The organism is Aestuariibaculum sp. M13 (assembly GCF_024723255.1).
GTDB lineage: Bacteria > Bacteroidota > Bacteroidia > Flavobacteriales > Flavobacteriaceae > Aestuariibaculum > Aestuariibaculum lutulentum.
In genome coordinates this window covers 151318-164430 of the sequence record NZ_JANIAC010000006.1, presented here as the reverse complement: position 1 = coordinate 164430, position 13113 = coordinate 151318, and the positions used below count along the sequence as shown (strand labels likewise).

Genomic DNA, 13113 nt, shown 5'->3' with positions numbered 1-13113 from the left:
CCGCTAACGGGCTGCAAATATACCACCCTTTTTCTCTACCAAACAAACTTTTTATCGCCTTTTTTTGAAAGTTTTTTGTCCAATGCTTATTTACAATAAGTTACATCCAAATTATTTTTGATTCAACCTAATGCTATGACTGCATTAGAACAAAAACCTTCGGTTTTATAATATCTATAATATAAGAACAACTCTTCTATATATATTATATGAAGATGATTTTACCTTTGGGATGAAACGGCATCCTTTTTATGCTTACTACCTATTCTTTATAATATACTATATATATGTATACCTAAAAATCACCTCTTATACTATATATACAATAGCATTAAAAGATATAGTGGACAGCCCGACCAGAAGCACCACGGAGGGTAATGCTATAATACTATAAAAGCCATTTAACTTTGACCTCAGCAAAAGTTTGCGTGTCTTAAACGGAGTAAACATTATTAACCAATTATAACATTTGTAAGATTTAACTATTTTTTCACTGGTTTTATCAAGTAAAGTCTAGATTAGTTAATATTTTTGAATGAAATATAAACAAACACATTATGAATTTAGCAGAAATTGATTTTCAAAGTTTTGACTCTGGAAAGTTAATGGACTTTATCACCGAATACGGATTAAAAGTAATAGGTGCCATTCTTATCTGGATTATTGGATCGTGGATTATTAAAAATATCCTGAAGGCGACTAAAAAAATTATGTCGAAAAGTAATTATGAGGAAAGTCTGCAGAAGTTTTTATTAAACCTTTTTAGCTGGGGCTTAAAAATCCTTTTAATCATTACATTGCTAGGAACCCTTGGAGTACCAACCACATCGTTTGCTGCCATTATTGCTGCTGCAGGTTTAGCCGTAGGTATGGCTCTACAAGGTTCTTTAGGTAATTTTGCAGGTGGGGTTTTAATTATGATTTTTAAACCTTTTAAAATTGGCGATTTAATTGAAGCACAAGGTGAAATAGGCGTTGTAAAACACATTGAAATCTTTACAACAAAATTAACCGGACTTTCAAACAGAGAAATCATTATTCCAAACGGTGCCTTATCTAACGGAAACATTATCAATTATACCACTGAAGGAACACGTCGAGTAGATTTAGTTATTGGTGTTAGCTATGATGCCGACATTAAACAAACCAAAGAGGTTTTAATGAACGTTTTAACATCTCACCCAAAAGTTATTGACACGCCTGCTCCAACAGTTAACGTTCTTGAGTTGGCAGATAGCTCTGTAAACTTCGCGGTAAGACCATGGTGTAACGCTGAAGATTACTGGACAGTTTACTTTGAATGTACCGAAAATATTAAGTTAGCTCTTGATGCTGCAGGTATTGAAATTCCTTACCCACATCAAGTTGAAATACAAAAGAAAGGTTAAGACTTCGGTTTTGGTTTCATAACCACAAAGTCCTTTAAATAATAAGGCTCAAAATAAGCGACATCTTCGGTGTCGCTTTTTTTATACTTAGCATCACTAATTGCCCCCATCTCGTTTGCTGATGGTAATTTATCGTCAACAAAAATAGCATTTGGATGCTGAATTAAAGTTTTTGTTTTTTCAACGCCATTACCTATAAAGTATACTTTACCCTGATTTAAATATTCCGCGAAAGCGTTTTCATCTAAAATCTGAGCTTCGGTTGCTCTTACCTCGTTATAATTTGAATCGTAAATTGCCGAATACACTTCCATACGTCTGGCATCTAACATCGATACGATAATGCCTTCCGTTATTTTCACCTGCCAAGCCAATGCTTGTAATGTAGGCACTGAGACCAAAGGTTTATCTAATGCAAAACATAAGCCTTTTGCTGCCGACACCCCAATACGTAATCCTGTATAAGAACCAGGCCCTTTACTAATGGCAATAGCATCTAAATTATTTGCATCAACATTTGCTTCTTTTAAAACTGAATCTATAAATACATGTAAACTTTCGGCATGCGAATAGTTCTTACTGTTATCTTCTTTTAAAAAGATTGTCTCTCCATCTCTCGATAAAGCTACAGAACAGTTTGTTGTAGCCGTTTCTATGTTAAGTATTAATGCCAATTTTAATTTGTTATTGTTTTTCCCATGTAAAAGTCTAAAACTTTTGTCTTAAAAACAAAATCATACTTCGCATTTATTAATAAATTCTGTGCATTTAAGTATCTTATTCTGGTTTGCTCTAAATCGAAAGCCGTCATATTCCCTAATTTGTAGCGTTCTTCCGCATTTTCGAAGGCCAGTTTTTGAGATTCGATAGATTTTTTTGCAGATTCATATGCTTTCAATGCTGCTTGCGCATCTGTAAAGGCTCTTTGAATATTTCCTTCTAAATCTAATTTAGCTTGTTCTAAATCTAATTTAGAGTTTAATTCCTGTATTTGCGATTTGGCTACTGCCGTTTTGTTTTGAAACTGAGAGAAAATAGGAATGTTTACCCCTAACCTAAAAGAATGCGATTTTTGATTATTAAGCTGATTAAAAAATGAATCTTCATTTTCAGTTAAATTAGAATAAAAAACATTAGACCCAAAACCATATCCAAAACTTACACTTGGCCAATATCCTGCTTTGTTAATTTCGGTACCCAACTCGGCGACTTCTATATTTTTCTCTGCCAGCTTAATTTCATTTCTATTACTATAAGCATATTCTAAAATAGAATCGACATCATGATAAAATAAAGCAAAATAAGACGCATCGATATTTATCATTTCTACCTGAAATCCTTTGTATGGAATTTGAAGCAATTGCGACAATGTTAGCAAGGACAAATTATAATTGTTTTCTGCAGTTGTTAAACTCTGCTCATCTGAAGCCAAAGTGGCTTCGGCATCAAAAATATTGGCTCTGGGCTGAACTCCTGCATCTACAAAACTTTTAACCTGCTCTAATTGTCCTTTTGAAAATTCAATTTGAGCTTTTGCTGCTTCTAAATTCTCCTTGTTGAACAAAATATTTAAATAAGCATTCGCTACATTTAGTGAAATGTCGTCTTTTAATTGCTGCAATTGTAATTCACTAGCTTCCTGAGACAACAAGGATTGTTTATAAATATTGGTATTACGGAAACCATTAAATACATTTTGGGAAACCTGTATCCCCACATTCGTTTGGTGCGATGTACGATTAACAAACTGACCCTGAAACAACTCCTGATTACCAAACCCCATGGATTGGCTTGCACTTGCTCCCAAGGATGGTAATAAATTACCTTTTGCAGCCACTACATTTTGTTCGCTAGTTAATATAGAATTATTGGACTTTTGTACACTAATATTATTTTCTAAGGCATAGTCGACACATTCCTGTAAGCTCCATATTTTTTCCTGAGCAAAAACCGCAGCTCCTACAAAAAATACGACTATACTTATTTTAGTTTTATATTTAAACATACTCTATCTTATCTTTTAGTGTGCAGGTGGTCCTGGTCTTACTTCTACCTTTTCTTCATCAGATGTTTTATTCCAGATTTTTATCTTATCCTCTTTTTTGAGTCCTTCTGTAATTTCAACATTAATACCATCTGAAATTCCTAAAACCACATCTACTTTTTTATACTTTCCTTCTGCTTCTAAAACCTCTACAAAAGGTTTTTCAGTAATTCGATTGTATTGCAACAACGCTTCTCGAATAGCAAAGACACTATCTTTACTTTCAATATCAATTTCTGCATTAGCACTATAGCCCGCTCTTACATTGGTACCTTCATCTATAGTTACGTTAGCCTTTATAGTAAACTGAACAGCGCCGTTTTCTTCAACACCTTTAGGCGCAATAAAGATTAACTTAGCTGGGAAATCTTTATCTTTTATGGCTCCCAATACGACTTTTATCTCTCTACCTTCAGAAAGCTTACCCACTTCGGCCTCATCAACCTTACCTTCAAAAATCATTTGACTCATATCGGCGACAGTGGCAATGGTTGTTCCTTCATTAAAGTTGTTACTCTCAATAACCTGATCGCCTTCTCTCACCGGAATCTCTAAAATAGTTCCTGAAATTTGTGCTATAATATTGGTATTGGCAGAAGATCCTCCTGAAATAGAACCTCGCTTAATAATTTGATAATTATTTTGTGCCTGCTTTAAAGTTTCTTTCGCCTGGTTAAATGTTAATTCACTGTTTTCAAAGTCCTGTTGAGAAATCACCCCTTTTTCAAAAAGCGATTTATTTCTATTGTATAACGTTTCAGCATTACTAAAAGACAACTGTGCAGTTTTAATTTGGCTACTTGCACTCACTAAACTTTGCTCATTAGGTACTACTCGAATTTTAGCAATTAAATCGCCCTTTTCAACCCTATCGCCTTCTTCAACAAGAATCTCATCGATGATTCCGGAAATTTGAGGTTTTAATTCAATTTCTTCTTCAGGATTCAATTTCCCTGTTGCCACAGCTTTGGTATTAATCGAGGTGTAAAATGGCTCTTCAACTTCGTATTCTTCAATAGTCTTTGAATTGGCATCCTTAAAATACTTCAACACTACCAGTAATAGGATTAAAACAACAATTCCTATAATAATTTTTACTGTTTTATTCATGTTTATATTGATTGTTTATTCTTCTCTTAATGCTTCTATTGGTTTTACACTAGTTGCCTTAATGGCCGGAATGAGTCCTATCAACGTTCCAAAAACGACTGAAACAACTAATGCTATAAATAGTACAAGAATAGATACTGATGCATTAACCAAAACTGCTTCACTACCTTGTCCGTAAAAATGATTTAATGTAATTAAAATCCACCCACCAGATATAACTCCAAACATTCCAGCAACCATTGTTAAAAATACCGCTTCGACAACTATTTGTCTTTGAATTTCAAAAGGCGTGGCCCCCAATGCACGCCGAACACCTATTTCTTTAGTACGTTCTTTTACGGTAATTAACAAGATATTTCCAATGGCGAAGACACCTGCTATTAATGTAGCAATACCTACAAACCAGGTTAAAAACTGCATCCCGGTTAAAAACTTATACCTTTTTGCAAACTCCTTTCCAATATTAATAGCCCCAAAAGCCTGATTATCCTCTGGATGTACTTGATTCAGATTTTTTAACAGCAACTTGGTATCCATTTCTATTTGTTCTATATCGTATTCCGGCTTACCTGTAATCATTAAAAAAGAAACTTTATCTGCCTGATTATAGACTTGCTGAAATGTAGAAAAGGGAATATACACATCTTCACTTGGGCCGAAATTATCAATAACTCCCTTTTTGTATACCCCAACAACCAGATAATTAATATCTCCAATTTGAATATATTCGCCTATGGCCTTTTCGTCTTTTTTGAACAGCTGCTTATAAGTATCCTCAGAAATAACCGTTACTTTTTTATGGTTATCAATATCATTCTGATTGATAAATCGCCCACTGATTAGATTTCTTTTTTTGATTTTGTCTAAAACAGGATAATCTCCAAGAACATTTAAATCTGCTGAGAGAAAATCTCTAACCACAAGTGCTTGATTCATATTTCTGGGTACCGTAAACTCAATACCTTTTATATTTTCATCTAATTTTTCAATATCCGACAACCTTAACCGAACCCTTTTTCCTTTTTGAAATCCGTTAAAAGGAATACTAGTTTGACCTCCAAAAACAATAACACTATTCGTTGAAAAATCTCCAAACAAACGATTAAACGTATTCTCCAAGCCACGAGCAGCGCCTAGCAAACTAACCAGTAACAATATTCCCCACCAGACACCAACCATAGTAAGGATGGTTCTCAACTTGTTTTTACTTAAACTGTCGAAAACTTCCTGCCAAGTATCTTTATCGAATAAAAATCTAAACATACTAATCGTTTCTTAAAGCTACTATTGGTTTTATCTCTGACGCCTTCTTAGCAGGAAAATATCCGGCAATGGCTCCAGAAATTATTAAAATTATTGTTGCACTTATCACGAGACTGGTACTTACATATGGATTAATAATAGAATATTGCACCAAACTTGGTCCTATAATTTTTAAAACCCAAACACCAATAAGTAGCCCAACGTATCCGGCAATAGTCGTTACAACTATAGACTCAATTAAAATTATCGAAACAATGGATTTTGGTGACGCTCCTAAAGCCTTTCGTATTCCAATCTCTTTCGTGCGCTCTTTAACTATAAAAATCATGATATTACTAATCCCAACAATTCCAGCTATTAAAGTTCCCAAACCAATAATTAGAATAATACTGGTTAATGCCATACTAAACATACTCACCTTTTGAGCTTCTGAAGCCAGATTATGAACCCTTATCGCACGCTGATCTGTAGCATCTACTGAAAATCTATCTTTTAACTTTATCATTAAAAGATTACTGAATGCCAAAGCCTGATCATAATTTAACTCGGGATTATAAGTTAAATATATTTGATCGATATAATCGTTATTACCATACAAACGCTGAACGGTAGATATTGGCGTATAGATAAGTCGTTCTTCGTCATCTCCACCATCGTCTGTATAAACACCTACAACTTTATATGGAATACCACTTAAATTAATATATTTTCCTAAAGCTTTTGTTTCTTTAAAAAGATCTTCTTCTACAAGTCGTCCAATAACAACAACCTTGCTCGTATTTTGTATATCGTTTTGATTGATATACCGTCCCTCTTTAATTTCTGTTTTTTCTAAAAACTGAAAGTCCGGATGAACAGCCGACAGACTATAACTTTTTTTCTCACTTCTGAAAGATGCATTGACACTTCTGTTAATCCGACCGGTAATAAATTCTATATCGCTATCAAATTCATTTTTTATATAATCGAAATCTTCATTTTTAAACCGAATTCGTCTGCCAGCCTGAAGTCCTTTACTCGCAGTAACCGTTTTCCCTGAATTTATAAAAACCCGATTTAAAGCCTCATCACCGAAAGCTTGTTTAAAGGTATTTTTTAAACCATTGGCGATTCCAAAAAGAATGACAAATAACAAAATAGCAAATGAAACGGTAAAACCAGACATAACACTTCTGGTTCTGTTTTTATTAATACTTTGAAATATTTCTCGCCAAAGATCTAAATCAAACATATTGTTCGGCTCTTACTTGATCAACTTTAGTATCTTCCATAATAACACCATCACGCAAACGGATAATACGTTTACACATATTGGCGATATCTTCTTCATGAGTTACCATTAATATAGTCTTACCTTCATCATTTAACTGCTGAATAAAAGCCATAATTTCATAGGATGTTTTTGTATCCAGTGCACCGGTGGGCTCATCGGCAAGAAGTAATTTTGGGTTGGCTGCCAAGGCTCGAGCAATCGCAACACGCTGCTTCTGTCCTCCGGAAAGTTCCTTTGGTAAATGATGAGACCATTCTGCCAAGCCAACTTTTTCTAAATGAAACATAGCTAATTCTAAACGTTCCTTACGTTTCATTCCTTGATAGTATAAAGGTAAGGCAACATTTTCAAGTGCAGTCTTATAATTGATAAGGTTAAACGACTGAAAAATAAAACCAAGAAACTTATTACGATAAACGGCAGATTTCTTTTCGGTAAGATCTTTTATAGCCAAACCATCCAAAATATAGTCCCCAGAATCGGCTTCATCGAGCATTCCAATAATGTTCAGTAATGTGGACTTACCAGAACCCGAAGAGCCCATGATGGCAACCATCTCACCTTCTTTAACAGATAAATCAATACCCTTTAATACGTGTAAACTGGAATCCCCTATTGGATAGGATTTGTGCAATTCATGAATTTGTAACATATACTAAGAAAGTTTGTTTACTTGGAGTCGTTTTGAAGTTAGACTCACTAAGCAAGAATATGTTACAAAATAGTTTAAATAATTTACACTTTATTTTTTTGAGGTGTTAAATTTCTTATAAATAAGATAGCCAATGCCACCTACTAATATATACGGAAGCGCCATTAAATAGACAATACCATCGTTAATTCCCTGTGCTGCCGACTGCCCTTCTTCACTTTCTAAAACTGCACGACACATGGCACACTGGGCATTTGTTTCTACAAAAGAAAACAATGCTAATAAACCGAATACAATTTTATATTTTACTGAATTAAGCATAATAAGGAGAAATCATTATGTACACAACAACACCTGTAATAGCAACATAAAGCCATAATGGAAATGTAATTTTCGCAATTTTCTTGTGTCTTTCAATATTATTGGTAATACCTCGAACGTATGTTATAAGCACAAAAGGTATTACGATAATAGACATTAAAATATGCGTAATTAAAATAAAATAATACATATACTTTAATATACCTTCCCCACCAAACTTTGTAGAATCACTCGTCATGTGGTACGCCACATACATAACTAAAAACAGTAACGATAATAAGATAGCAAATTTCATAAGTTGCTCGTGCAACTTAATCTTTCCATTTTGAACAGCAATAAAAGCCATTACCAAAACTAAAGCTGTAATCGCATTTATTACGGCATAGATTGGCGGTAAAAAAACAGGTAAAGTTGCATCTATTTTAACACCAAATAAAATCGCTACGACAACCGGAATAACAACCGATAAAACAACGATTAACTTATTATACTTCTTGTCGTCTATAATTTGCTCTGATTTATTCATGAAGTAATTTTTTAATATCTTCTTTTAATGCTGTAATTTCCTGAGGAGCGCCATCTTCATCTACTTGCTCTTCTTCTGAAGCGATTCCTCTGTAATATATAATTGGATTTCCGTAATCGTCTTTTCGTGAACGAATGAATCCGCTTTTGTCGATTAATGCAAAGTTACCAGAATGTTCGAAACCTCCAGCAGCGTTTTCATCTTCGGCTGAATACAAATTAAATCCTTCGTTTGATAATTTATAAATATCATCACGATCGCCTGTCATTAAGTGCCAGTTTGGGTTGGTAACACCATACTGAGTTGCATACTCTTTTAGCACTTCAACTGTATCGTAAGCTGGATTTATAGTGAACGATGCTACCCCAAAATTATCAAAATCTTTAAAGCTGTTTTGTACCTGAACCAGATTTTTACTCATACGCGGACAAATGGTTGGACACGTTGTAAAAAAGAATTCTACCACATATACTTTACCTAAGTAATCTTCATTGGTAATGGTTTTCCCATTTTGGTCGGTAAATGAAAAACTAGGCACTTTTTTAGCCACTCCATCAACTTCAATAAAAGCCAAATCGGATGTAATGTCTCTTTTTTCATTTGCAAAATCGCTGCGGCTTTCGTCTCGAACAACGTCGCCATTTTGAATGCGATCAATAATTTTAGGAATGAACAAAATACCAAACAACAGAATGATAAATGCAATGCCTATGTATGAATAATTATTCTTCTTCATGACTGCTTTTTAAATCGTTTTCTCTTCGGCTTGTCGAATCGAATTCACCTTTACGCTTCTGTCTGTATTCTGTAAACAAGATACGTAAATCGTCACTCATTTTATTTTTAATTTCGGCAACTTCTATAGTGTTATAGCCATATAAGCCATAAACCGGATTGTTCTTTTCTTTCTCTCTATCTTCTCTATCATCGAAGCGCCCACGTTGATAAAGGTCTTTGTCAACAATAAATATTTTGTTGGTTTCTAAACGAGAACCTAAAGCTTCTTCAGTTTTAAGACTTGCATATACTCTTTGAATTTGTTCAGGAGACCCGTAAACAAAATGCCAGAATTTCAAATCCTCATAAGTAAAAACTTCTTCCTTTAATTTTTCAACAGATTTCTCGGTTCCGTTTGGTACAACCAACACAATCTGAAACTTTTTAAACCCTTTAAATTTATCGTAAACCAACTCCTTTAAGTTCGATACTTCAACCGCATTATCAATTGGGTTTATTCCTAAAAATCCCAATACTGTAATATGATTTTTTAAAAGAATCCTTTCTTCCTCTTCTGAAGTAAATCCTTCGATATCCAATACCGATTCATTAACAATATCCAGCGGAGTATAATTATGTGTTGCCGGATATAAAAACAATAGGAACGTTACAGGCAGAAAGAACAAAACTGCTAAAACGACGTATCTACTTATTTTCTTATAATTCATTAAATACCTGTTGTGTATTGCGGTGCAAAAATAAAAAAAGGCGGTTTAATAACCGCCTTTATATTTCTATTTAACTAAATTATAATAGTTAAAAATCTGATTTGATATATCCTTTATCGTAAACATTAAATACATACCCACCTTCTTGTAATAAGATGAAGGTTAAATAAAGAATTAAGAAAATAGTTGTCCAAACAACGGCACGTCTCAAGCCTTTAGTTTCATCACGCATGTGCATGAAATCCCAGGTAATGTAATATGCTTTTACGATAGTTAAAATGATAAATATCCAGTTAAGTAATTTCATACCTAACACTTTTATCATTAACGATTCTGGTTTGTAAATACCTAAAATAACTTCAACTGCAGTTACAAGAGATAAGAATACTAATACACCCCAGATTTTTTGTGTATTCGATTTAAATTTAACTAAACCTCTTAATATTTCTAATTTATGATCTTGTGCCATTTTAACGCTATTTTTAATATTAAACTAGGTAGAAGAATGTAAATACAAATACCCAAACTAAATCGACAAAGTGCCAGTATAATCCAACTTTCTCAACCATTTCGTAGCTCTTACGTTTTTCGTAAGTTCCTAAAACAACATTAAAGAAAATAATGATGTTTAAAACAACTCCAGAGAATACGTGGAATCCGTGGAAACCAGTAATAAAGAAAAAGAAGTCAGCAAATAATGGCGAACCATATTCGTTATGTTGCAAGTTAGCTCCTTCAACAACTAATTTACCGTTAGCTTTTAACTGGTATAGAGATTCAGCTCTTGTTAAAACTGTTTTATGACCGTGCTCGGTTAATTCCTGTGTTCTGATTAAAAGGTTATCGTCAGCCTCAAAACTGTGAATTACATCTTCTACAGTGTAAGTTGGTAAAGAACCTTCACCTACGAACCATAATCCATTTTTACGTTCTTGTTGAACACGCTCATGCTCACCAGCAACAACAAAATCTTTTAATGCTACACGGTGACCTTCAGTATCTACGAACTGTAAAATATTACCACCTTTAGTTTCTACTGCTCCGAAATCTCCTTTAATAAATGTAGCCCACTCCCATGCTTGAGATCCTACGAAGATTAAACCACCAATAATGGTTAAGAACATGTATAAAGTAACTTTCGCTTTATTTAAATGGTGTCCTGCATCTACAGCTAAAACCATAGTTACAGACGACATAATAAGAACGAACGTCATGAATGCCACATAAATCATTGGCAACTCTTGCCCGTGTAAAAACGGTACGTGAGTAAATACTTCATCGGCTATTGGCCACGCATCGATAAATTTAAATCTTGAAAACCCATAGGCCGCTAAAAAACCTGAAAATGTTAAGGCATCCGAAACGATGAAAAACCACATCATCATCTTACCGTAACTTGCCTTAAGTGGCTCATTACCACCACCCCAAGTTTTACCTTCTGTCTCAGTAGTTACAACTGTAGTACTCATATAAGTTGGTTATTATTTTAAAATTTGGACAAAAATAAGTATTTTATTCATGTAATGAAACATCAAACTTAATTTTTAAGGGCTTAAATGCCGATGTTTACCGATGTTTACAAAGATTTTATAAAAATGTGAATTATTTTATCTTACGAAATATAAAAACAGAAATAGATACACCCACAGTATATCAACAAAATGCCAAAATGTTGCAGCTAGCTCAAAGCCAAGCATATTGCTTGATGAATACTTCTGTTTAAAATGATTATAAATTACAACTAACAAACAAACTAACCCCGCTACAACATGTAATATATGCATTACCGCAATAACATACACATAAGACATGGTTACATTACTGGTTGGCCCTGTAAAGTTGTAGCCTAAATCTATGATTTGCTGAAACCCGACAAACTGATTGTAGATAAAAACAACACCTAATATTAAAGTAACAACAAGCCAAAGCATGGCTCCATTCCTATTATCTTTCTTTAAGGCTTGCTTTGCTAATAAAATACTGATGCTACTTAATACAATAACAACTGTACTGATAATAAAAGCATTTGGTAATTGGAAGTCTTTTAACCAGTCTGGTCTAGAACTACTCACAATAAAAGCACTTGTCCATCCTGCAAACGACATCACTAATGAAATGATACCAAACCAAAGCATCATTTTTTTTGCTCTTCCGGTTTTCTCTTCTGTTGTACCTTGTGTTAAATCCATGGTTTATCTTATAAATTTATCTATGACGTATACAATTTGTATTAACGATATATACGATACGCTAACAAGCATTAATTGGCGCGCGGCCTTTTCAGTCATTACTTTAAATAATCGGAAGGCGTAATACAGCATCCATAATCCTAATAAGAATACAATCAGAGCCGACACGATACTTAATTGTAATTTTCCTGTAAAACCAAATACTGGAATAATAGATACCAAAATAGTCCAGATGGTATACATAATAACCTGTACAGCGGTACCTTTATCTTGTTTTCCTGTTGGCAACATAAAGAATCCTCCCTTTTTGTAATCTTCATACAAAAACCAGCCTATCGCCCAGAAATGTGGGAATTGCCAGAAAAACTGAAGCGCAAATAAGGTGCCTGGTTCAATACCAAAATCGTTGGTTGCAGCTACCCATCCTAACATAAACGGTATAGCTCCTGGAATGGCCCCAACAAATACTGCTAATGGTGTCTTAGTTTTTAATGGTGTATACACACAAGTGTATAAAAAGATAGATATCGCACCAAACATTGCCGTTTGCTTATTAATAGCGTACAAAATAATGATACCCGCCAATGTAAATACACACGCTATAATAAATGCTGTGGTTACCGACATACGCCCCGAAGGAATTGGTCTGTTTTTGGTACGGTTCATTAAGGCATCTAAATCCTTTTCTATAATTTGGTTAAATGCATTCGATGCACCAACCATAAAATACCCACCTAAAGCCAGTAATAAAAGTGTCTTATAGTTTACTGTATCTACCCCAAGTAAATAACCGGCAAGTGACGAAAACACGACACTTAATGCCAAACGCATTTTAGTAATTTCTTTAAAATCTGAAATAACCGAAGGGGCTGTTAATGAAGTTTTTGAGTTACCCAATGTTC

15 protein-coding genes are annotated in these 13113 nt (G+C 34.0%); 1 reads left to right on the top strand and 14 read right to left on the bottom strand.

Going from position 1 to position 13113, the window contains the following annotated elements; translation table 11 throughout:
* Positions 1-557 precede the first annotated feature (557 nt).
* Positions 558-1388, top strand: a complete 831-nt coding sequence (locus NO995_RS17735) for a mechanosensitive ion channel family protein (RefSeq protein ID WP_258228637.1) — start codon at positions 558-560, stop codon at positions 1386-1388.
* On the opposite strand, the gene tsaB is transcribed toward NO995_RS17735, so the two are convergent.
* The 14 genes from tsaB to cyoE form a co-directional block, all read right to left on the bottom strand.
* Positions 1385-2062 carry a tRNA (adenosine(37)-N6)-threonylcarbamoyltransferase complex dimerization subunit type 1 TsaB gene (tsaB, locus tag NO995_RS17730; RefSeq protein ID WP_258228636.1) on the bottom strand — a complete coding sequence of 226 codons (678 nt, stop codon included), beginning with the start codon at positions 2060-2062 and terminating at the stop codon, positions 1385-1387. The genes NO995_RS17735 and tsaB overlap by 4 nt on opposite strands.
* A 2-nt stretch (positions 2063-2064) precedes the next feature.
* Positions 2065-3393: a TolC family protein gene (locus NO995_RS17725; protein WP_258228635.1), complete on the bottom strand. Its 1329-nt coding sequence runs from the start codon at positions 3391-3393 to the stop codon at positions 2065-2067.
* 15 nt (positions 3394-3408) lie between these two features.
* Positions 3409-4542, bottom strand: coding sequence for an efflux RND transporter periplasmic adaptor subunit (locus tag NO995_RS17720; RefSeq protein WP_258228634.1), 1134 nt, complete (start codon positions 4540-4542; stop codon positions 3409-3411).
* A gap of 15 nt (positions 4543-4557) precedes the next feature.
* Positions 4558-5805 carry an ABC transporter permease gene (locus NO995_RS17715; RefSeq protein WP_258228633.1) on the bottom strand — a complete coding sequence of 416 codons (1248 nt, stop codon included), beginning with the start codon at positions 5803-5805 and terminating at the stop codon, positions 4558-4560.
* Between the two features lies 1 nt (position 5806).
* Complete coding sequence (locus tag NO995_RS17710; protein ID WP_240575275.1) at positions 5807-7036, bottom strand: ABC transporter permease; 1230 nt, start codon at positions 7034-7036, stop codon at positions 5807-5809.
* A complete protein-coding gene (locus NO995_RS17705; protein ID WP_240575271.1) occupies positions 7029-7730 on the bottom strand; it encodes an ABC transporter ATP-binding protein in 702 nt (233 codons plus the stop codon). The genes NO995_RS17710 and NO995_RS17705 overlap by 8 nt, the downstream gene beginning before the upstream one ends.
* Positions 7731-7820: 90 nt before the next feature.
* A complete protein-coding gene (locus tag NO995_RS17700; RefSeq protein ID WP_258228632.1) occupies positions 7821-8051 on the bottom strand; it encodes a hypothetical protein in 231 nt (76 codons plus the stop codon).
* The gene (locus tag NO995_RS17695; protein ID WP_240575269.1) at positions 8044-8577 is read right to left on the bottom strand and encodes a DUF420 domain-containing protein; all 534 of its coding nucleotides are present in this window, start codon (positions 8575-8577) and stop codon (positions 8044-8046) included. The genes NO995_RS17700 and NO995_RS17695 overlap by 8 nt, the downstream gene beginning before the upstream one ends.
* On the bottom strand, positions 8570-9313 hold the full coding sequence (locus NO995_RS17690; RefSeq protein WP_258228631.1) for an SCO family protein: 744 nt from the start codon (positions 9311-9313) through the stop codon (positions 8570-8572). Before NO995_RS17690 ends, NO995_RS17695 begins: the two co-directional genes overlap by 8 nt.
* Positions 9300-10022, bottom strand: a complete 723-nt coding sequence (locus NO995_RS17685; RefSeq protein WP_258228630.1) for a hypothetical protein — start codon at positions 10020-10022, stop codon at positions 9300-9302. Before NO995_RS17685 ends, NO995_RS17690 begins: the two co-directional genes overlap by 14 nt.
* 88 nt (positions 10023-10110) lie before the next feature.
* On the bottom strand, positions 10111-10491 hold the full coding sequence (locus tag NO995_RS17680; protein ID WP_240575266.1) for a cytochrome C oxidase subunit IV family protein: 381 nt from the start codon (positions 10489-10491) through the stop codon (positions 10111-10113).
* Positions 10492-10510: 19 nt separating this feature from the next.
* Positions 10511-11491 (bottom strand): cytochrome c oxidase subunit 3, encoded by a 981-nt coding sequence (locus NO995_RS17675; RefSeq protein ID WP_258228629.1) that lies wholly within the window; start codon positions 11489-11491, stop codon positions 10511-10513.
* A gap of 138 nt (positions 11492-11629) precedes the next feature.
* On the bottom strand, positions 11630-12211 hold the full coding sequence (locus NO995_RS17670; RefSeq protein ID WP_258228628.1) for a cytochrome c oxidase subunit 3: 582 nt from the start codon (positions 12209-12211) through the stop codon (positions 11630-11632).
* A gap of 3 nt (positions 12212-12214) precedes the next feature.
* Entirely contained in the window at positions 12215-13108 is an 894-nt protein-coding gene (gene cyoE, locus NO995_RS17665; protein ID WP_258228627.1) for a heme o synthase, read from the bottom strand.
* Between the last annotated feature and the right edge of the window lie 5 nt (positions 13109-13113).